Here is a 21,480-nt window from a genome sequence, read left to right as displayed (position 1 = left end):
ATGAGTGTGGCCACCATCTTAATCGTAGATGATGATCACGATATTTTGAGATTGATTGATTTACGATTGCAATCGGCCGGTTATCAAACGGTGATTGCGCACAACGGTGCAGCAGCACTGGCCAGCGTTGCCATGCAGCGCCCTGATCTTGTGATTACCGACTTATTGATGCCGGAGCTGGATGGCATGGAATTGATGCTACAACTGCATCGCCAGCACCCTACCTTACCGGTCATCATACTCACGGCGCATGGCACGATTCCTGATGCAGTTGCAGCCACACACCAAGGTGCATTCAGTTTTCTATCCAAGCCTTTTGAAAGTCAGGTGCTGTTGCAGCAAGTGGCCAATGCATTACAGTTGAGTGGATTAAGCACACAAGCACGAGAGGAGCAGGACATTTGGCGCAAAATGATCCTGACCAAAAGTCCACGCATGGAAAATCTGCTTGGCCAAGCCAAGCTAATCGCCAGCAGCGATGTGAGTGTGCTCATTCAGGGCGAAAGTGGTACCGGTAAAGAACTGCTAGCGCATGCCTTACACCAAGCCAGCGCACGCCAACATCAACCCTTTGTTGCTATCAATTGCGGGGCTATCCCAGAAAACTTGCTGGAATCAGAGTTATTTGGCCATGCCAAAGGTGCGTTCACGGGCGCGGTCAACAATCATGTCGGATTATTTCAGGCGGCAGATGGCGGCACACTCTTTTTGGATGAGATTGGTGATATGCCACTTTCTCTGCAAGTCAAAGTATTACGCGCATTGCAAGAGCGTGTCATCCGCCCGGTGGGGAGCACACAAACCATTCCTATCAATGTCAGACTGATTTCGGCAACCCATCGCGACCTCTTGGCCGAGATGAAAGCGCAACAATTCCGCGAGGATTTGTTCTACCGCATCAATGTAGTGAATTTGGTACTGCCCGCCTTGGCAGAACGTCGTGAAGATATTCCATTGCTGGCACACCACTTTCTTAAAATATTCAGTGAGCGCCATCAAAAGCAAATACAGGGCTACGCCCCGGATGCACTCAGCTATCTAAGCCAAGGTGCTTGGCCTGGCAATATACGGCAATTACAAAATGTGATTGAGCACACGGTAGTGCTGGCAACCACGCCGTTGATTCCTGTCAGCTTGGTGAAAAAAGCACTACAAGCCGACCATGAAGCTGTGCTACCGTTTGAGGTTGCGCGCCAGCAGTTTGAGCACCAGTACTTGGTGAATCTTTTGAAAAGCACACACGGCAATGTCACCCAAGCAGCAAAACTGGCACAACGTAATCGCACAGAATTTTATCGCTTATTAGAGCGTCATACGATTGAGCCACAACTATTTAAACAGCCCCTGTTATAAATGTCGCCAATTCGTGTCACTACTTGTAAACACTGTCGCTATTTGGCGACAAAATTTTAACTTTTAATTCAATCACTTACAGATTACATTACAAAACTTGTCACTTATGAGCGACAAAATAGTCCAAGTGCGTCACAGGTGAATTTTATAACCTATTGATTTATAAAAATAAAAAAGTTGGCACACTATTCGCTAATAGTAAATCAGTGACTTCCTCCCTTGTAGTCACCTATTCCGAAGTTGCCCAATAAAAACAAACTGGGCAACTTTTTTTTGCCCAAAATTTGAGTGTGGCTTACTTCTTAGTGTGCTATTTACTTTAATCAGGCAAGTTATACAGAGAATGGGTATTTGATGGCTGGATGGAACTCGTAGTCCACCACATTAAAATCATCCACCGTCACCCAAGTCTCCACGTCTTCCAGTGTTTTAATATCTGGGTTGATGATGAATGTAGGGGATGGGAATGGCGCTCTTTTTAATTGCACATCGCGCATCAGCTCAAGCTGATCTTCATAAATATGGGCGTTGACGATTTTATGGAAGGCTTTACCGGCTTTCTTACCCGTAATCTGTGCTATTAGCGCCAGCAAGAAATACACTTGCACCATATTAAAATTTAAACCGAGCGGCACATCGCAGCTTCTTTGCGTACTGTTCAGGTAAAGTGTATCGCCCAGTAAAGAGAAATGATGGCTGTACATACAAGGCCTTAAACAGCCCATATGAAACACGCCAGGGTGGTAAAACGTGAGAATCTCGCCTCTGTTATCGATGCCTTGCGTGAGATCTTTTACGATGTTGGCTAGTAGATCGATACTGCCGCCATCAGGCTTAGGGAAGTTTCTGGCTACTTTACCGTAAATAAAGCCGCAATCATCCTGCCCTTTTCGATAGGGATTTGCCAGCCACTCTTGATTATCGTTGGCGTTGGCATCCCAAGTGGTCGTACCTGCTGCTCTGAAATCCGCCGCATTATCATAGCCACGCAAATAGCCAAGCATTTCTGCTATGGCAGACTTGTAGAAACTTTTACGGGTGGTGACGAGTGGAAAAACACCGTTTTCCACATCATAGGTAAGGTCAGCATTGATGACGGTTAAGCATCTTTTTCCCGTCCGCTTATTGTCAACCCAAACACCTTCGTCAATAATTCTTTGGCACAACTCGAGGTATTGCTTCATATTTGCACTCGGTTAAAATTGAAACTAGCGGACAATTAATGACGGCATCTATACGGAATATATTACAGCCGTCAAAATCACGGCTACTTAGGTGTTAGCAACAATAAACGCTTTCACTGCATCTACGTCCACATCCATCACCACAGAACGTTGCGGCAGATCCTCAAGTCCGTTTAAATTAGCTGGACGCTCCGGCACGTGACCCAAGGCCTCCACAATCGCATCCTCAAACTTAGCTGGCAATGCGGTTTCCAAAACCAATATAGGCACTTGCTGATCGCGATGTTCAAGCGCTACTTTCAACCCATCTGCGGTATGCGTATCAATGGTCACACCATACTTTGCTTGCGTTTCACGGATGGTTTGCAAACGATTCGCATGGTTACTGCTACCCGAGACAAAGCCATACTCAGAAACGTGACTGAAGTAGCCATCTGCATTCAAATCAAAAGCGCCGCCTGCATCTACTTTGCTCCACAACGCACGGACTTTCGCTCCATCGCGACCAACGAGATCGAACACAAAGCGCTCGAAATTAGAAGCTTTGCTAATGTCCATAGACGGACTGGAGGTATGGTAAGTATTGGCTGCGCCACGTGGACGATAGACGCCCGTTTTAAAAAATTCATCTAATACGTCATTTTCATTGGTTGCCACAATGAGCTGGTCAATCGGCAAGCCCATCATACGTGCAATATGGCCGGCACATACGTTACCAAAGTTACCCGAAGGCACAGCAAAACTAACCTTTTGGCTGTTATTCTGCGTGACGGCCAAATACCCTTTAAAGTAGTACACCACTTGCGCAGCAATGCGCCCCCAATTAATCGAGTTGACCGCACCAATTTTATATTTAGCTTTGAATGCATGGTCATTCGATACAGCTTTGACGATATCTTGGGCATCATCAAACACGCCCTTCACAGCAATATTAAAGATATTGTCGTCTTGCAAGCTGAACATTTGTGCCGTTTGAAAGCGGCTCATTTTTTGATGCGGCGACAACATAAATACCCGAACACCTTTTTTGCCACGCATAGCATACTCAGCGGCAGAGCCCGTATCGCCGGAGGTTGCCCCCAGAATATTGGTGGTCTCCCCTTTTTTGGTCAACACGTATTCAAATAAGTTACCCAGCAACTGCATGGCCATGTCTTTAAATGCCAACGTAGGACCATTAGAAAGCCCTAGCAAATACAAGTTATCTTCTAACTTCAACGTGGGCGTAATGTCCTCTGCATTTTGGCCTTGGCGTACGTAGCCATATACCTCGGCACGATAGGTATTGTTGATAATTGTGCGCAAATCATCGTGCGGGATATCACTTTCATCGACCAAGCGACTTAATACAGCAAATGCTAAGTCACGGTAATGCATGCCGCGCATGGCGGTTAAATCTGCATCACTAAATTGTGGATAGCTTTCTGGCAAATACAATCCACCATCTGGCGCCAGACCACCTAAAAGAATTTCGCTAAAACTAAGCGCAGGCGACTGCCCGCGTGTGCTGATGTACTTCATACCTGATTAACGCCCTAATTCTTCCATACGGATTTTTGTGACATTTCCTGCAATCGCAGACAATGCTTCAATGGCTTCAATCGCAGCATCCATATTTTTTTCCATGGTAATGTGCGTCAAAATAACAATGTCAGCCTCAGACTCGCCTTCTTGCGGCTCTTTCTGCATCATGGCATCAATTGAGATATCGCGATCACCTAAAATTTTGGTCACTTCTGCCAACACACCTGGCTTATCCATTGCGCGCATGCGTATGTAGTAGGCACTGTTAACTTCTGCTATCGGCAGCACATTTAATGCAAACTGCTGTGCTAATTGAAAGCCTAAGTAAGGCACGCGCTGCTCTGCACTTGCACTGGCTAATCTGGCAATGTCCACTAAATCAGCAACCACTGCGCTGGCTGTGGGCTCAGCACCTGCACCTGCACCGTAGTACAAAGTAGGGCCTACTGCATCGCCTTTTACAACCACTGCGTTCATTGCACCATTCACGTTGGCAATCAAACGCTTCTCAGGGATTAAAGTAGGATGTACACGCAACTCAACGCCGGCTTCTGTTTTTTTGCTGATGCCCAATAACTTCACGCGGTAACCTAACTCTTCCGCGTATTTGATATCTTTGGTCGTCAGCTTGGTAATACCCTCGGTATAGGCTTGGTCAAATTGCATAGGCATGCCAAAAGCTATCGAAGCCATGATGGTCAATTTATGCGCAGCATCAATGCCTTCCACGTCAAACGTAGGGTCCGCCTCGGCATAACCTAAGCGCTGTGCCTCGCCCAACACATCGGAGAACGCCAAACCTTTTTCACGCATTTCGGTCAGGATAAAGTTTGTCGTGCCATTAATGATGCCAGCGACCCATTCAATGCGGTTTGCACTTAGGCCCTCACGTAGCGCTTTGATGATTGGAATACCACCGGCAACGGCTGCCTCAAACGCCACCATCACACCTTTTGCAGCAGCGGCTTTAAAAATCTCATTGCCGTGTACAGCAAGCAACGCCTTATTAGCAGTCACCACGTGTTTGCCATTTTCAATGGCCTTCAACACCAGCTCTTTAGCCACGGTATAGCCACCAATCAGCTCTACCACCACATCTACTTCGGGGTTATTCACCACTGCAAATGCGTCATCTGTTACGGCCACTTGGCCACCCGTCACTTGTTTGGCGTGTGCAATATTACGGTCTGCCACTTGCACCACTTGTACGGATGCGCCTAGACGACGCTCAATTTCAGCTTGATTGCGCGTCAGCACAGTGTATGTGCCCCCGCCTACTGTACCAATCCCTAACAACCCTACCTTAAGTACTTTCATCACTACATTCAACTTTCGTTATTTTTGATGCTTTTTACGATAGCCTTCTAAGAACCTAGCTATACGGTGTATTGCTTCTGTTAAATCATCCACATTGGGTAAAAAAACCACGCGGAAATGATCCGGTTTTTTCCAATTGAATCCTGTGCCCTGTACTAGCAGGACTTTCTCTTCCAGCAATAAATCTAAAATAAACTGCTGGTCATCCTCAATCGGATAGATTTTAGGATCGAGCTTAGGAAACAAGTACATGGCGGCTTTGGGCTTGACGCAGCTTACGCCGGGAATCGCCGTGAGCATTTCATAAGCCAAATCACGTTGTTTACACAAGCGACCTGCTGGCGCCACTAAATCATGAATACTTTGGTAGCCGCCCAATGCAGTTTGAATCGCCAATTGGCCAGGCACATTGGCACACAAACGCATAGAAGCCAACATATTTAGGCCTTCGATATAATCGGTCGCGTGTTTTTTCTCACCGGAAATCACCATCCAACCTGCACGGTATCCACAAGTGCGATAGTTTTTGGATAAGCCGTTAAACGTAACAAACAACACATCATCCGCCAGCGATGCCATGGAAATATGCTCATTGTCGTCATACAACACTTTGTCATAAATTTCATCGGCAAAAATCACCAAACCATGATGGCGGGCAATTTCAATAATGCCTTCCAAAATCTCGCGTGGATAGAGCGCGCCAGTCGGATTGTTAGGATTAATCACCACAATGCCACGTGTATTGGCATTGATTTTAGATTCGATGTCTTTTAAATCTGGCAGCCAGCCACTGGCTTCATCACACATATAGTGACGGGCTGTACCACCAGCCAAAGTCGCCGCTGCTGTCCATAGCGGATAATCCGGCATCGGCACCAGCATCTGGTCACCATTGTTCAACAAGCCCTGCATCGCCATGACAATCAACTCAGACACACCATTACCGATGATGATGTCATCTACCGTCACGCCAGCAATGTTTTTGCTTTGCGTATAATGCATGATGGCTTTACGCGGCTCGAACAGGCCTTTGCTATCGGTATAGCCACCCGCCTTACCCATATTGCGGATCGTGTCTTGTTGAATCTCTTCTGGCACTTCAAAACCAAAAGCGGCCGGATTCCCAATATTCAACTTAATGATACGTTGCCCTTCGTCTTCCATTTGACGGGCGCGTTGAAGTACAGGGCCACGAATATCGTAGCAAACATTACTAAGCTTATTTGATTTGTTGACTGGCTGCATAAGGACTAGAATTCACCAACATGACTATCGGTCAAATTGGCATTGAACAAAAACCTTATTTTACCTTAGAAAGGCTCCGCTCTTCAATGAAAGCGAAGCCGAATGAATAGAACGTGAGTGCGTCCGTATGAAACTACATCTAACCACTGCAGAAAAGCAAAATCTCATCACTGGCTATGGAGACGATTTTATTGAAATTAATCGCCAACGTTTCCATCACAACTTGATTGTGACGCCTGAGCACATCCATGCTGATTGGGGTTGCGATGCATTCGCCTCACTTACACCAGCGCATTTTGCAGAGATCAGTCTCACCAAACCAGAAGTGGTGCTATTGGGTTCGGGCAGCACACATCGCTTTTTACATCCGCGCATATATTCGGGGCTAACCGAGCTTGGCATTCCACTGGAGTGCATGAATACAGCAGCAGCATGCAGAACTTATAATATTTTGATGAGTGAAGGGCGCAATGTAGCTGCAATATTATGCTTAAGCTAAGTAAACATTGTAGAGGCCGTATTAAGGATGAGGGCTTAGGGTAATTTGCAGCCCCTTATCCGTTACTAGCATTTCTTTAGGCTGGTAATGCCTGTTGCCTATGGTGAGATCTTCTGGCTTAACCGTATAAAGTGGCAGGCCGTTCAGCATCTGACTACCCAGTTTCTTGGCTAATGCATTCAACATATCAGCTTGTTTGGCCTGCATACCATCCAATTCAAACTTATCGATTTCCGTCTCATCCAGTACAACGGCTTGTGTTGGCGCATCAAACCGCAATTTTCCGGAGAGTCCTAACTTGCCAGCATAGGCTTCATCCAGCAATGCACTGCTTAAACGTGTATCAAAGGTGGTATACATGCGCCCAGTGGTCTTATCAAACGTGACCAAGGCATTGGATAAATTGACATCGAAGATTTTAAGTAAAGAGAAAGGCACCGCTAAGCGCTCGTTCAGTTTTTGCTGAATCTGCGCTTCTGTCACACGCACGGTTTTATCACCCATCACAGCACACGCAGTACTGAGGACACATAGACAAACTATCAGGCTGTTAACTAGTTTCTGCAATTTCACCTTGTGTAAATGCACATGGTTGAGGATAAAACTACGCGTTTATTTATCCAGATATTTAGTAGACAGCGTGAGTGTCGCATTGGTGCCACCAAAGCCAAAACTATTGGATAGCGCTGTTTCAATTTTGACGTTATCAATGCGTTGACGCACAATATTCAAGCCTTCTGCGGCAGGATCCAATGTCTCGATGTTTGCGGAGGCTGCTATGAAATCATGTTTCATCATCAAGAGCGTATAAATCGCTTCATTCACACCAGCCGCACCTAATGCGTGACCTGACAATGATTTGGTCGAAGCAATCGCGACTGGATTATCCGTACCAAACACCTCGCGGATAGCTTCAAGCTCCTTGGTATCGCCCACTGGCGTGCTGGTACCATGAGTATTGATGTAATCTACTTTATCGATACCTTGCAATGCCAATTGCATACAACGCACTGCGCCCTCGCCACTCGGCGCGACCATATCGTAACCATCTGAAGTGGCACCATAACCCACGACTTCCGCATAAATCTGTGCACCACGGGCTTTGGCATGCTCATACTCTTCTAGCACCACAATGCCACCGCCGCCAGAAATAACAAAACCATCACGATCAGCATCATAAGTTCTTGAGGCTTTATCCGGTGTCTCGTTGTACTTGGTAGACATGGCACCCATTGCATCAAACAGGTATGACAAGGTCCAATGTTCCTCTTCGCCACCACCGGCAAACACAATATCCTGTTTGCCAAGCTGAATTTGCTCTACCCCGGCACCAATACAATGTGCACTGGTAGAACAGGCAGAGCTGATACCGTAGTTAACACCTTTAATTTTAGCGCCTGTAGCCAAAGTCGCCACAATCCCACTACACATGGCTTTAGTCACCATATAAGGCCCAACTCGGCGGATACCCTTTTCTGCAAGCACAGCATTGCTTTGCTCAATGCTTTCAGTCGATGGACCACCACCACCGACAATAATGCCGGTACGCACATTAGAGACCAAATCCTCACCTAGGCTGGCATCAGCAATCGCTTCTTGCATGGCTAACCAAGCATAAGCATGACCCTTGGCCATAAAGCGCAGTAGTTTACGGTCAATCAACTCTTCAATATTGAGGTTTTTAATAGAACCAGCCACCTGTGAGCGAAGACCATGCTCAGCATATTCGGGCTGGTAAGTAATCCCAGATTGACCTGCTTTCAAACTTGCAAGCACTTCATCCTTATTATTACCAAGGCTAGAAACGATGCCTAATCCTGTAATGACAACGCGACGCATTGAGTATTCCCTTGCCTAAATCTTATTATTCTAAAAATTGTCAGTCGTAGTAAACAAACCTACACGTAAGTCATTGGCTACGTAGATTTCACGCCCATCTACTTCCATGCGTGCATCTGCAATCCCCATGACCAACTTACGCATGATAACTCTTTTTAAATCAATGTGATAGCGCACAAACTTAGCCGTTGGCAACACTTGACCGGTAAACTTCACTTCGCCCGCTCCCAACGCACGACCTCGACCAGGGCCACCCTTCCAGCCAAGGTAAAAACCAACTAATTGCCACATCGCATCCAAGCCTAAACAGCCTGGCATGACCGGATCCCCCGTAAAGTGGCAACCAAAAAACCATAGGTCAGGCGTGACATCTAACTCAGCAATGATTTGTCCGGCACCATATTTACCACCGTCCTCGGTAATCGAGACAATGCGATCAAACATCAGCATCGGCGGCAATGGCAATTGCGCATTGCCCTCACCAAATAGCTCTCCCCGACCACATGTTAGCAACTCTTCTTTGGTATAACTTGTTTGTTTAGACATTCAATATAACTTCAACTAGACGATATTTACGCTATTTTCGCTGGAAATTGCATTTAACGAAAGCCCTAACTGTAAACTAATCATGAAATAGCTAAAAAAATTACTATACAAATCTGTATACACTTTTAAAAAATTCGTTTATATTATTTACAAATTAGTTACAAATTAACAAACCATTCATCATTTTAATCTTTAGGAAACCACGATGAGCGATCGTCTACTTGCCGACTGGCGCCAGCATGCCTTAACTCTAGAATCCGAAGTCAATAAAGTTGTAGTCGGTCAAAGCAACCCTATACGCCTGATCACCACTGCCATTTTTGCGCGTGGTCATGTATTGCTTGAGGGTGATGTGGGTGTAGGTAAAACAACACTACTGCGTGCATTTACACGCGGCATTGGTGGTGGTTATCAACGTATCGAAGGTACGATTGACTTGATGCCTAACGATTTGGTCTACCATACGTATTTGGGTGAAGATGGCAAACCCCATGTAAGTGCAGGCCCATTGCTCATGTCCGGCGAAAACTTGTCTGTATTCTTTTTTAACGAGATTAATCGCGCCCGCCCACAAGTGCACTCATTACTACTACGCGTAATGGCTGAGCGTACGCTCTCTGCATTCAATAAAGAGCATGCATTCCCGCACATGATTGTATTTGCTGACCGTAACCAAGTAGAAAAAGAAGAGACATTCGAAATTCCATCTGCGGCACGTGACCGTTTTATGATGGAAATTCCTATCGTGGTACCCAATGATGATGCCATCATGCAAGGCTTGATGTTTGACACTAAATTCCACAATGTGGATGCCTTAGTGGATACTTTAAAAGCCGACGTTTTACAATTTGATCAGCTCAATAGCTTCTCCGGCACTATACAAAACAGCGTTGAAGCCTCCCCTACATTGCAAAAATATGCACTGAATCTATGGAAAGCAACACGCCAACCACTCGACTATGGTGTCAAAGTCAGTAACGTAGACATGAACCGCCTAGTGTTGGCAGGTGCCAGTCCACGTGGCATGAGCATGATGCTACGGGCTGCGCGCGTAAACGCTTGGCTCAATGAGCGCACAGCTGTGACGCCAGAAGACATTCACGCAGTATTCCATGAAACAGTGGCGCACCGCTTGGTATTCAGCCCGGTTTACGAAATGCGCCGCACGGAAATTGCGCGTGAAATGTTGACGAGCATTATTAATGCGGTGGCGGCACCTTAATTTTATACATGAGAATTTTATACATGAGCTTGATACATGACTATGTATAACGAAATCAAAGAGTTTAGCTACCATATCGGCTGGAGAAACCGTGGGCGCCACCCGGGGCGCCATGCCAGCACACAACGTGGCATGGGCATGGAGTTTATTGGTCATACCACTTTAGTGGCTTATCCTGATCCTCGCCGGATTGATTTACGCCAAACCATACGCGACCCCATGGAACAAGTGTATGTACGCTTGTTTAACCAAAAAAGCGCGACACCTGTGTTTGCCATTTGCGACATGTCTGGCAGTATGAATTTTGGCGCGCAAACGCGAAAAATCCGTCGTGCGGCCGACATTGTCGAGTCGATTGCACGATCTGCGAGTCGAAATGCAGATCCGTTTGGCTTTGTCGGCTTTGATGAAGTCGTGCGTGAGGATTGGATTAGCACTGCTTCATTCAAACCTCAGCGCGCCATAGAGCTGATGGAGCGTCTGAAAGAGCATCATCCGCAAATGGTGTCTGGAGATGGTATCGCCGATGTTTGGCGCTACTTACCTCGCGAGCGTTCACTGGTATTCATGGTGTCTGATTTTCATATGCCACTCAAACAACTGGAAGAGGCGCTGGCCAATTTACTCAAGCACCATATTGTGCCCGTTGTGCTATGGGATGCAGATGAATATAAGTCGCTGCCTGAGTTTGGCATTACGGCTGTGACGGATCCGGAAAGTGGTATGAAACGTACGCTTTTCCTACGTAAAGAATACCGCGATCGCATCATTGCTGCCTTTGAAGCGCGTCGCGAAGCTATCTATAAACTATTTATGCAGTTTGATATGCCCCCTTTCTTTGTGGAAGGTGAGTTTGATGCAGACACACTGACCGAATACTTTCATCAATTTGTTGCCGCCTAATGCACTTCTACACACCATGAAAAAACTTTTACGCACCCTGCTCACTCTCTCAAGCATCACACTGTTGCATCATCAGGCTTATGCGCTAGAGACTGATTTTTTGCCTGATGTGAAAGCTGGCATTGTCAGTATCCACATTCAAGAGCCGGAGCGTGATGTTGGCTATACCGTGGGCGATGTGCTAACGAGAGAAATCACCGTTACCATTAAAAAACCCTATGTACTGGTAGAAGAGTCTTTGCCGATTGTAGGTTATGAGCGCCGATACAAAGGTCAGCTAATTGGTATTGACCTATCCAAACTGGACTATTCAAAAGAAAGTGCCAAAGACGCGACTACCCATCATATTTCTTTGAGTTATCAAGTATTTACCAATAACGTGGTGGCCAAACCTGCAGCATTGCCTGGCGAGTATTTGCGCCTACTCGATACTTCATCCAAAGATAAAAAAGTGTATAGGTACAGAATTCCGAGCTGGAATTTCTCTATCTCACCCATCTCTGTATTCGGACAGGTCAAGATTGAGCAGGACATGAGTGGCTATCGAGGCCCGCTTTTATTAGATGCATCCCCACTACAAACACGCCTAACCGTATTGCTTGCAGTGCTGGCGATTGCGTTACTTACTCTGTTATACATGCTGGGCAAGTACACATGGCTACCACGCATGGGCGGGCCGTTTGCCAAAGCTTACAGAAGTATCCGTAAAGCACCTCATACCGCAGAAGGCATTCAAGGTGCGGCTAGCCACTTGCATGAAGCACTGAATAGCAGCGCAGGATACAGTTTATTCAGCAACAATTTAAATGCATTTTTAGCAAAAAAACCTGCTTTTCAGCATATTCAAGCTGAGTTAGCCCAATTTTTTGAGTTGTCACGTCAAGTGTTTTTTGAGCCCAATGCTGACAAACCGGCGGGAGAACAACAGTTAGCGTGGTTAGCACGATTTTGCAAGCAATGCCGTGACTGCGAGCGTGGTTTGATTCCAGACAGTTTGAGCACTACGCGCAACAGCGCAACACGCAAGGCAGCTTAACCATGGCGTTTTCCAACCCTTATATATTGTGGCTACTACCACTGGCGTTGTTACCGCTAGTGTTTCAGCGCGCGCATACCCGTAATTATTCATGGGTGGAAATGCTACCAACTGATCCGCTATCTAATCTGATTGGGTTTATTTTAAAAATACTCGCCGTGTGTATTTTAGCTTGCACCATTGTTGGCTTAAGTGGACCGCACAGCCACCAGCAAGAAGTCGAACGTATAGGCGTAGGCGCACAAATCGCACTGGTGCTGGACCGCAGCGCAAGTATGGACGACCCGTTCTCTGGCTCAACGGCCACCACCGTGGGAGAAACTAAATCAGCAGCCGCCAGCCGCTTGATCACACAGTTTGTGCAATCACGCCAAAACGACATGATGGGCATGATTACCTTTAGTAACTCTGCCATGTATGTGTTGCCGCTAACGGAAAATAAAGAAGCGATTGTCGCCGCCGTACGTGCCACGGCAGGCAATGCACTATTCCAAACCAATATTGGCAGCGGTTTAACTTCCGGTGCTGGATTATTCGACAAAGTACCTAACTCAGGCTCACGTGCGGTGATTTTGCTTTCTGATGGTGCCGGCAGAATTGATGCCAATACCCAAGAAAAAATCCGTGAATGGTTTGACCGCATGGAAATTGGCCTGTATTGGATTGTGTTGAGACAACCTGGTGGTTTGAGTATTTTTGATAAAAACTACAAACCGCAAGAAGACCAACCGCTACCGCCGGAAATTGAGCTATATGAGTTCTTCAAAACACTGAAGACACCATTCAACGCTTATGAAGCGGAGAACCCAAGAACATTACAAATGGCGATTGATGACATTAATCGTAAAGAAAAAAAGCCTATCAAGTATTTGGAAAAAATCCCCGGTAAAGATTTTTCGAATGCTTTCTTTTTTATTGCAGCGCTCATGATTGCGTTGCTATTAGGCGTGAAATATTTAGAGGTGAATACATGGCGCACAGCATAATATCTTGGTTTACAGTCAAAAAACTTACCTGGTTACTGGTTGGCATTAGCCTACTATGTATATTGGCCAGCTTATACACTTATCAGCGCATCCAGCAGATTCATGCCTTTAATAAAGCAGTCTCTGCAGGAAAAACCCCTGATACGGATCAACAAAGTGTTGAGGCTAAATTTGCGACAGCCCTGTATTTAGCTAAAAAAGAGCGCTACAAAGAAGCCACCTTACTGTTTACGCAATTAATGCCAAAAGGCAATACATCTCAAAAAGCCGCCATACAATATAACGTTGGCAATATGTTCTTTTTACGCGGATTAGCCATTAACGGTACCAGCATGACGGTACGCAACGAAGCGGAATACTTTATCCGCCAAGCCAAAACTGCCTATCAATCTTCGTTAAAATTAGACAATACGCATTGGGATGTACGCCACAACTTTGATCGCCTGCTTACCATGCTGCCTGGCACGCCAACGCCTGGCGTGGGTGAGTCAGATACACCAGGGCTGATTATGGGCAATATTCCGGTTGGATTGCCGTAAATCATGTCAAAAAAACTTATTAACTATTTACGCCATCGTCGTGACTTAGCCTTATTGGCGGCGGCTTTGCTGTTGTTAATCGTCGCCATGTTTAAGCCAAGCATCCCGATTAAACGTGACATTTACAGTTACTTGCTTGTTGCAGACATTTCACAAAGCATGAACGTGAAAGACATGTCGATTTTGGGCAAGCCTGTCTCACGCATGGAATACCAACAACATATGCTACACCGTGTGATTGGCGAACTGCCTTGTGGGACCTTGGTCAGTATTGGCTTATTTGCTGGCGTTAGCGTAGCTGCTTTATATACGCCGATTGAAGTATGCGAAAATTTCCATGCGATTGAAGACAGCATCGATCACTTAGATTGGCGTATGGGCTGGTCTGGCAATAGTCGCGTACGAGAAAGCATGTTTACCTTAGCCAAACTTATTCGTAGCTTCCCGGAGCCTGCACAGGTGGTTTATTTTAGCGATGGTGAAGAAGCACCTAGGCTGCACGCGTTTAACACCAAAGACCTCACCGGATTTCAGGGTGGCAAAAACTGGCTATTTGTTGGCATTGGCAGTGACAAAGGCACTGCTGTACCCAAACTAGACGAACATAATCAGTTGATTGGTTACTGGTCTAGCGAAAGTTTTGCCATGCAACCGGGCATTGCGCAAATCTCAGAGGCGAATATCGGCATTCGGGATGACAACGTCGCACCTAGTGAAAGCGATCGTTTTTTATCTAGATTAGATGAGAAATACCTTGAATCCATTGCCAAAGAAGTGACTGGCAACTATGTCAATGGCGAAAGTATACAAAACGTATTGGCTGCAATGAAAAACCAGCCCCCTGCCCGACGCGATAAAGCACGCTTTGAATTACGCTGGCTATTGGCAAGCTTGGCCGGACTACTGTTCTTGATGGCGTATATCCCTAAGCATCCCATCCAAGAAACTAAGCACGCTTGGCATGTGCTTTTGAAGCGCTTTTCACGTTACTCGGGCAAAGCAACGTCAACTAAGGGCTGATGTTTTTTATCAGCCCTCCCCCAGTTGAGCCAAACACGTAATTTACGAAACTGCTGCGGGTCTCGCACTTGCCAAGCAGTGAGCATTAGGCTATTTCTCCACCCATGCTGATAAGTGAGTCGTTTAAAACGTAGAATCGTCAGCCAAGGGTGACTGACTGAAGAAGCCAATGGCACTACCTCAAATAGTTCGCCCCGCTGGTTGTGCACACGCACTTTCCCTTGGCTAGTCACCTCAACCAACTTCCAAGACCATGGCAGCGTCAACAAGACATCCTGCAATATCGTGTAAATTGTCGCTATAATCACCGCACAGACAATCACACACTTGAGTAGTATAGAGAAACTGGTTTGCAATACACTCAACAGGCTGAGTATTGAAACAAACACATAGCATCCCAATATCAAGTAAGAAGGTTGGAGTGCGACATGTATCGCTGGCACTATTCGCGTTTTCATTTTTTTAACTTTATCGTTAGGCACATACTGGCATGACTGCAACGCAATGGCAATCACATTTAATCGCTCAAGGCGCACACGTAGATGGTGACGCCACGTATTTTGGTGACCAACAACAAGCGCTTAAACGCACCGCTCAGCACAACACATTGTATGATTTATCACATCTGACCTTGCTAGAAGTCAGCGGTGCAGATGCCGTGCCTTTTTTGCAAGGACAAGTCACCAATGATGTAAAACTATTGGATGGAAAGCATGCGCATTACACGGGTTATTGCTCACCCAAGGGCAGATTGCTTGCGCTGTTTCTAGCGTTTGCACATCAACATCATTTGCATTTACAACTGCCGAAATCCATTGCGGATGCGGTGAGCAAACGCTTGAAAATGTATGTCATGAGAAGCAAAGTCACCATTAGCGATACATCAGACCGTATTATCAAACTGGGACTCAATGGCCCGGATGCATCGCAAATATTGCTACAACATTTCAGTGAGGTGCCAGCAGCACACTATGCGCTTAGCACACTAGAGCAAGCAACTCTGCTTAAACTGCCCAGCATAGCCGGTCATGATCGCTACCAAATATTTACAACACTCGACCATGCAATAGCGCTATGGGAGTCGCTCAAACAAAAGGCAACCCCCGCTGGAAAACCTTGCTGGGATTGGCTTGAGGTGAATGCAGGGATTCCAGAAATCGTACCGGCTACACAAGAGCAATTCGTCCCACAGATGGTGAATTTAGACTTACTCAATGCCATTAACTTTAAAAAAGGATGTTATACCGGCCAAGAAATTGTCGCACGCACACACTATCTCGGCACCGTTAAGCGCCGTACTTTTCTTATGCATGTGCCAGGCGAAAATAAGCCGAGTGCAGGAGATAAAATTGCAGATGCTAACCAGAGTGAGGTAGGGCAAATTGTACGTAGCGCCCCGCATGCAACAGGCGGATTTGATGTGTTAGCCGAGCTTAGAATCGAAGCACAACAAGTCGGTACAGTGTTTTGGCAAGCCGTTGCACTGGAACAAAAAGTAATGCCTTACTCGTTAGGCTTGATAGAGAGCTGAGGTGTAGGTAAGACAGGCTGAGCTGGCATTGGCTGGTCGATGACTTGATAGAACACTTCGTCTTCTTTAATCATGCCAAGCTCGCTACGCGCACGCTCTTCAATCGCAGCATTGCCTTGTTTTAAATCACGGACTTCTGCGCGCAATGTGTCATTACGCAACTTGAAACTGACATTGAGTTTCTTTTGCTCGTCAATTTTTTGACTCACATTCCAAACCCTAAGCCAGCTACCCTTGCCTAGCCACAGTGGGTACTGTAGCAAGGCAATGAGTACAACAAAAATAAGCGTAAGTGCTTTCAACTGTACTTATTTAAATAACTGATAAAACGCGTCTTTACCAGCATAGCTAGTCGCATCACCCAACTCTTCTTCAATACGCAATAATTGGTTGTATTTAGCTACGCGCTCAGAACGGCATAATGAACCGGTTTTAATTTGCAACGCATTTGTCGCAACTGAGATATCTGCAATCGTTGTATCTTCTGTTTCGCCAGAGCGATGTGATACGACTGCCGTATAACCTGCACGTTTTGCCATCTCAATGGTTTGGAAAGTCTCAGTCAATGTACCAATTTGATTCACTTTAATCAGTACAGAGTTAGCTACACCACGGCGGATGCCCTCACGTAAGATTTTTGCGTTGGTAACAAACAAATCATCCCCAACCAATTGCGTTGTTTTACCTAGTCGTTGGGTAAGAATATCCCAGCCGTCCCAGTCAAACTCACCCATGCCATCTTCAATCGAGATAATAGGGTATTTATCCACCCAAGTAGCTAAGTAATCCGTAAATTGCGCAGAGGTCAATGACACGCCTTCTGACGCTAGGTGGTATTTACCATCTTTATAGAACTCAGTACTTGCACAATCTAAACCTAAGAACACATCGCGACCTGGCTCGTAACCTGCGTCTGAGATCGACTCCATAATCAATTGAATGGCTGACTCATTGGATGGCAGATTAGGTGCAAAGCCACCTTCGTCACCCACTGTAGTTGCCAAGCCTTTTTTATGCAGTGTTTTTTTCAATTGGTGAAATACTTCTGCACCACAGCGTAATGCCTCACGGAATGTAGGTAAACCGGCCGGAATAATCATGAATTCTTGCATATCGACAGAATTATCTGCGTGTGCACCACCGTTGATAATGTTCATCATCGGCGTAGGCAATTGCATTGCACCAGAGCCACCTAAATAACGGTACAGTGGCAAACCACTTTCCTCTGCTGCTGCGCGTGCGCAAGCCAGAGACACAGCCAAAATAGCATTTGCACCCAAACGGTCTTTATTTTCAGTACCATCCAGCTCAATCAATGTTTTGTCGATAAAGCTTTGCTCTTCACAATCCAACCCAATAATCGCTTCAGTAATTTCCGTATTGACGTTCTCTACTGCTTGCAACACGCCCTTACCTAAATAACGCCCTTTGTCGCCATCGCGCAACTCCATGGCTTCTTTAGCCCCTGTGGATGCGCCAGAAGGCACAGCAGCGCGACCAATGACACCACTTTCAAGTAATACGTCGGCTTCTATCGTTGGGTTACCGCGAGAATCCATAATTTCGCGGGCGATGATATCTACAATTGCGCTCATGTTTTAGTCCTTAATGTATGTCAATATTTTTCAGCGATACGCTTATAAGCTTTGCTCGGCAAAGCCTGCTTTTTTTACTACGCGATCCAAATCAACTAAGAGATGTAACAAATCTTCCATTTTATGTAATGGCCATGCGTTGGGCCCATCGGATAAGGCTTTTGCCGGATCAGGATGTGTTTCCATGAATACGCCGGCAATACCACTTGCAACAGCCGCTCTGGCCAATACCGGCACAAACTCACGTTGACCACCGCTTTTATCGCCTTGACCACCTGGCTGCTGTACCGAATGCGTGGCGTCAAACACCACTGGGCAGTGTGTTTCGCGCATGATTGCTAAACCACGCATATCAGATACCAACGTGTTATACCCAAACGAAGCGCCGCGCTCACACACCATAATAGTATCTGCGCCACCATTGGCTTCTTTGGCTTTACTCACCACTTGACGCATATCACCAGGCGCTAAAAACTGGCCTTTTTTAATGTTCACAGGCTTGCCACAAGTCGCTACCGCCACAATAAAATCGGTCTGACGGCAAAGAAAGGCTGGTGTTTGCAGCACATCTACTACGGCAGCTACATGTGGCACTTGCTCTTCTGTGTGTACATCGGTCAATATTGGCACACCAATTTGTGCACGCACGTCATCTAATATGCGCAAGCCTTCTTCCATGCCAAATCCACGAAACGTCTTGGTAGAGCTACGATTGGCTTTGTCGTAAGAAGACTTGTAGATAAACGGGATACCCACACGGCTTGCAATCTCTTTCAATTGCCCAGCCGTATCAATGGCCATTTGTTTAGACTCAATCACGCATGGCCCAGCAATCAGGAACAGCGGATGCTCTAAGCCTGCCTCAAAGTGGCATAACTTCATGCATCACTCCCTTTGGTTTTATGAGCTAGCGCTGCTAACACATACGCCTTGAATAGCGGATGACCTGCACGCGGATTAGAAGTAAACTCTGGGTGGAACTGACACGCCACAAACCATGGATGTGTCGATTGTGGTAGCTCAATCATCTCACACAACTCCTCAGTCGGCGTCCGCGCAGAAATCACTAGCCCAGCCGCTTTCAATTGCTCTACATAATGGTTGTTGACCTCATAGCGATGGCGATGGCGTTCATTCACATCTGCGCCATATACACTTGCTGCAATGGTATTCGGTTCAATTGGGCAGCGTTGTGCGCCTAAACGCATGGTGCCACCTAAATCAGAACTTTCATCCCGCGTTTCTTTTTTACCGGTGGCATCTTGCCATTCGGTAATCAAACCAATCAGTTTATGCTCAGCTTGTGGGTTGAACTCTGTACTGTTCGCATCTTTTAATCCTGCTACATTACGTGCAAACTCAATCACTGCGAGCTGCATACCCAAACAGATGCCAAGGTAAGGAATTTTATGTTCGCGCGCATATTGAATAGCACTAATTTTACCTTCGGTACCGCGCACACCAAACCCACCCGGAATCAAAATCGCATCCATGGATTCTAGCTTATCTGTACCAGACTTCTCAATTTCTTCACTGTCGATATAATGAATTTTTACTTTAGACTCAGTGTGAATACCGGCATGAATCAGCGCCTCGGTCAGCGACTTGTATGACTCGGTCAAATCGACATATTTACCCACGAAGGCAATATCAATATTGTGTTTGGGGTTCGCAACAGCGTGCGTAATTTTGTGCCACGCTGACAAATCGGCAGCTTTTGCCAAAATATTGAGCTTGTGGCAGACAATCTCGTCCATCATTTGCTCATGCAATAAGCCGGGGATTTTATAGATGGAATCGCTATCAATCGCGCTAATGACCGCCTCAAATGAGACATTGGTAAACAAGGCAATTTTACGCTTTTCATCTTCTGGAATTTCACGTTCAGCGCGACACAATAAGATATCGGGCTGAATACCAATTTCACGTAGCTCTTTCACCGAGTGCTGTGTTGGTTTGGTTTTAAGTTCGCCTGCGGTTGGAATCCAAGGCAACAAGGTCAAATGCACATAGCAGGCATTGTTCTTACCTTCTTCAAAACCCATTTGGCGAATGGCTTCCAAAAACGGCAGTGATTCAATATCCCCCACCGTGCCGCCGACTTCCACAATTGCCACATCTGCACCTTCTGCACCGCGCTTGATATGGGTTTTAATTTCATCGGTGATATGCGGAATGACTTGGACAGTTTTGCCCAAATACTCCCCACGACGTTCTTTTTTAATCACGGTTTCGTAAATTTGACCGGTAGTGAAATTATTACGTTTGGCCATACGACTGCTAATAAAGCGCTCGTAATGGCCTAAGTCCAGATCCGTCTCCGCACCGTCATCGGTGACGAATACTTCGCCGTGTTGAAAGGGAGACATGGTGCCGGGATCCACGTTGATGTAGGGATCCAATTTGAGCATGGTGACTTTGATACCGCGCGACTCTAAAATCGCGCCTAGACTGGCCGCTGCGATACCTTTACCAAGTGAAGATACAACACCGCCAGTAACGAATACATATTTGGTCATTGAGAACTTTGCGAAACATTGCAGACGGGATGAAATTTTACCGTAAAGGGCGTTTCACCACAATCAACGAGGTGATAAATAAGTGAAATAAAACGCTGTACAACTCTCTATTTTTTATACTAGCTATTTATTATGTGCGCGCATAATGCGGCCTTTTTCGCGCTCCCAGTCACGCGCTTTTTCCGTATCACGCTTATCATGCTGTTTTTTACCCTTGGCCAGCCCTATTTGCAGCTTGACTCTACCGCGCGTGAAGTGCATATCCAACGGCACCAGCGTATAGCCAGCGCGCTCTACTTTGCCAATCAGCTTTGCAATTTCCTCGTTATGCAACAACAATTTGCGCGTTCTAATCGCATCGGGACGAATGTGCGTAGACGCCGCACCTAAAGGCGTTACATGACAGCCAATCAAATACACTTCCCCACGCATAATTACCACATAAGCCTCTTTCAGGTTGATGCGGTTTTCACGGATTGCCTTGACTTCCCAACCTTCTAGGACGAGGCCAGCCTCATATTTTTCTTCGATAAAATAATCGAAAAAGGCTTTTTTATTTTGGGCAATGCTCATAAATCTTTTTTTTGTGGGTGAATGACTTAAAATAGCATTTTACTCTATC

The 21,480-nt window shown here is 46.1% G+C and carries 22 protein-coding genes; 9 read left to right on the top strand and 13 right to left on the bottom strand.

Annotation, left to right across the window (positions count from 1 at the left end; all coding sequences use genetic code 11):
• Complete coding sequence (locus tag FG11_RS03195; protein ID WP_047533077.1) at nucleotides 1–1,353, top strand: sigma 54-interacting transcriptional regulator; 1,353 nt, start codon at nucleotides 1–3, stop codon at nucleotides 1,351–1,353.
• A 332-nt stretch (nucleotides 1,354–1,685) separates the two neighbouring features.
• Here FG11_RS03195 and FG11_RS03190 read toward each other — a convergent pair whose 3' ends face one another.
• From FG11_RS03190 to FG11_RS03175, 4 genes are all read right to left on the bottom strand, one after another.
• Complete coding sequence (locus FG11_RS03190) at nucleotides 1,686–2,537, bottom strand: thymidylate synthase (RefSeq protein ID WP_047533075.1); 852 nt, start codon at nucleotides 2,535–2,537, stop codon at nucleotides 1,686–1,688.
• Nucleotides 2,538–2,624: 87 nt separating this feature from the next.
• A complete protein-coding gene (gene thrC, locus FG11_RS03185; RefSeq protein WP_047533072.1) occupies nucleotides 2,625–4,058 on the bottom strand; it encodes a threonine synthase in 1,434 nt (477 codons plus the stop codon).
• Nucleotides 4,059–4,064: 6 nt separating this feature from the next.
• Complete coding sequence (locus FG11_RS03180; RefSeq protein ID WP_047533069.1) at nucleotides 4,065–5,378, bottom strand: homoserine dehydrogenase; 1,314 nt, start codon at nucleotides 5,376–5,378, stop codon at nucleotides 4,065–4,067.
• Between the two features lie 18 nt (nucleotides 5,379–5,396).
• The gene (locus FG11_RS03175) at nucleotides 5,397–6,623 is read right to left on the bottom strand and encodes a pyridoxal phosphate-dependent aminotransferase (protein WP_020181624.1); all 1,227 of its coding nucleotides are present in this window, start codon (nucleotides 6,621–6,623) and stop codon (nucleotides 5,397–5,399) included.
• 127 nt (nucleotides 6,624–6,750) lie between these two features.
• On the opposite strand from FG11_RS03175, the gene FG11_RS03170 reads away from it, so the two are divergent.
• Complete coding sequence (locus tag FG11_RS03170; protein WP_020181623.1) at nucleotides 6,751–7,122, top strand: Mth938-like domain-containing protein; 372 nt, start codon at nucleotides 6,751–6,753, stop codon at nucleotides 7,120–7,122.
• 21 nt (nucleotides 7,123–7,143) lie between these two features.
• On the opposite strand, the gene FG11_RS03165 is transcribed toward FG11_RS03170, so the two are convergent.
• The 3 genes from FG11_RS03165 to fabA all read right to left on the bottom strand — a co-directional run bounded on the left by FG11_RS03165 (nucleotide 7,144) and on the right by fabA (nucleotide 9,507).
• Nucleotides 7,144–7,626 (bottom strand): DUF1439 domain-containing protein, encoded by a 483-nt coding sequence (locus FG11_RS03165; protein ID WP_047533065.1) that lies wholly within the window; start codon nucleotides 7,624–7,626, stop codon nucleotides 7,144–7,146.
• Nucleotides 7,627–7,734: 108 nt separating this feature from the next.
• Nucleotides 7,735–8,961, bottom strand: coding sequence for a beta-ketoacyl-ACP synthase I (fabB, locus tag FG11_RS03160; RefSeq protein ID WP_020181621.1), 1,227 nt, complete (start codon nucleotides 8,959–8,961; stop codon nucleotides 7,735–7,737).
• 30 nt (nucleotides 8,962–8,991) lie between these two features.
• Nucleotides 8,992–9,507 (bottom strand): 3-hydroxyacyl-[acyl-carrier-protein] dehydratase FabA, encoded by a 516-nt coding sequence (gene fabA / locus FG11_RS03155; RefSeq protein ID WP_047533062.1) that lies wholly within the window; start codon nucleotides 9,505–9,507, stop codon nucleotides 8,992–8,994.
• 205 nt (nucleotides 9,508–9,712) lie between these two features.
• Here fabA and FG11_RS03150 point away from each other — a divergent pair, with 205 nt between their 5' ends.
• Genes FG11_RS03150 through FG11_RS03125 form a run of 6 tightly spaced genes read left to right on the top strand, consistent with a single transcriptional unit; the run spans nucleotide 9,713 to nucleotide 15,213 of the window.
• Nucleotides 9,713–10,729, top strand: a complete 1,017-nt coding sequence (locus FG11_RS03150) for an AAA family ATPase (RefSeq protein ID WP_025224016.1) — start codon at nucleotides 9,713–9,715, stop codon at nucleotides 10,727–10,729.
• A 42-nt stretch (nucleotides 10,730–10,771) separates the two neighbouring features.
• Nucleotides 10,772–11,632, top strand: a complete 861-nt coding sequence (locus FG11_RS03145) for a DUF58 domain-containing protein (protein WP_025224015.1) — start codon at nucleotides 10,772–10,774, stop codon at nucleotides 11,630–11,632.
• 16 nt (nucleotides 11,633–11,648) lie between these two features.
• Nucleotides 11,649–12,668, top strand: coding sequence for a hypothetical protein (locus tag FG11_RS03140; protein ID WP_020181617.1), 1,020 nt, complete (start codon nucleotides 11,649–11,651; stop codon nucleotides 12,666–12,668).
• 2 nt (nucleotides 12,669–12,670) lie between these two features.
• Nucleotides 12,671–13,654, top strand: a complete 984-nt coding sequence (locus FG11_RS03135) for a vWA domain-containing protein (RefSeq protein WP_020181616.1) — start codon at nucleotides 12,671–12,673, stop codon at nucleotides 13,652–13,654.
• A complete protein-coding gene (locus FG11_RS03130) occupies nucleotides 13,639–14,193 on the top strand; it encodes a hypothetical protein (protein WP_020181615.1) in 555 nt (184 codons plus the stop codon). Before FG11_RS03135 ends, FG11_RS03130 begins: the two co-directional genes overlap by 16 nt.
• Before the next feature lie 3 nt (nucleotides 14,194–14,196).
• On the top strand, nucleotides 14,197–15,213 hold the full coding sequence (locus tag FG11_RS03125; protein WP_020181614.1) for a VWA domain-containing protein: 1,017 nt from the start codon (nucleotides 14,197–14,199) through the stop codon (nucleotides 15,211–15,213).
• On the opposite strand, the gene FG11_RS03120 is transcribed toward FG11_RS03125, so the two are convergent.
• The gene (locus tag FG11_RS03120) at nucleotides 15,180–15,671 is read right to left on the bottom strand and encodes a hypothetical protein (protein ID WP_152604037.1); all 492 of its coding nucleotides are present in this window, start codon (nucleotides 15,669–15,671) and stop codon (nucleotides 15,180–15,182) included. The genes FG11_RS03125 and FG11_RS03120 overlap by 34 nt on opposite strands.
• Before the next feature lie 32 nt (nucleotides 15,672–15,703).
• On the opposite strand from FG11_RS03120, the gene ygfZ reads away from it, so the two are divergent.
• Nucleotides 15,704–16,744: a CAF17-like 4Fe-4S cluster assembly/insertion protein YgfZ gene (ygfZ, locus tag FG11_RS03115; RefSeq protein WP_047533056.1), complete on the top strand. Its 1,041-nt coding sequence runs from the start codon at nucleotides 15,704–15,706 to the stop codon at nucleotides 16,742–16,744.
• Here the strand turns inward: ygfZ and ftsB are convergent.
• The 5 genes from ftsB to smpB form a co-directional block, all read right to left on the bottom strand.
• Nucleotides 16,717–17,046, bottom strand: coding sequence for a cell division protein FtsB (gene ftsB / locus FG11_RS03110; protein ID WP_020181612.1), 330 nt, complete (start codon nucleotides 17,044–17,046; stop codon nucleotides 16,717–16,719). The two genes, ygfZ and ftsB, sit on opposite strands and share 28 nt — an antisense overlap.
• Nucleotides 17,047–17,052: 6 nt before the next feature.
• Nucleotides 17,053–18,339 carry a phosphopyruvate hydratase gene (gene eno, locus FG11_RS03105; RefSeq protein WP_020181611.1) on the bottom strand — a complete coding sequence of 429 codons (1,287 nt, stop codon included), beginning with the start codon at nucleotides 18,337–18,339 and terminating at the stop codon, nucleotides 17,053–17,055.
• A 42-nt stretch (nucleotides 18,340–18,381) separates the two neighbouring features.
• Nucleotides 18,382–19,221 (bottom strand): 3-deoxy-8-phosphooctulonate synthase, encoded by an 840-nt coding sequence (gene kdsA, locus FG11_RS03100; RefSeq protein WP_020181610.1) that lies wholly within the window; start codon nucleotides 19,219–19,221, stop codon nucleotides 18,382–18,384.
• Nucleotides 19,218–20,858: a CTP synthase gene (locus tag FG11_RS03095; protein WP_047533053.1), complete on the bottom strand. Its 1,641-nt coding sequence runs from the start codon at nucleotides 20,856–20,858 to the stop codon at nucleotides 19,218–19,220. Before FG11_RS03095 ends, kdsA begins: the two co-directional genes overlap by 4 nt.
• A gap of 123 nt (nucleotides 20,859–20,981) precedes the next feature.
• Entirely contained in the window at nucleotides 20,982–21,464 is a 483-nt protein-coding gene (gene smpB / locus FG11_RS03090) for an SsrA-binding protein SmpB (protein WP_268747040.1), read from the bottom strand.
• Nucleotides 21,465–21,480: the final 16 nt, after the last annotated feature.

It is taken from the genome of Methylotenera sp. N17 (assembly GCF_000799155.1).
Lineage (GTDB): Bacteria > Pseudomonadota > Gammaproteobacteria > Burkholderiales > Methylophilaceae > Methylophilus.
This window is presented reverse-complemented; position numbering and strand designations above follow the sequence as displayed.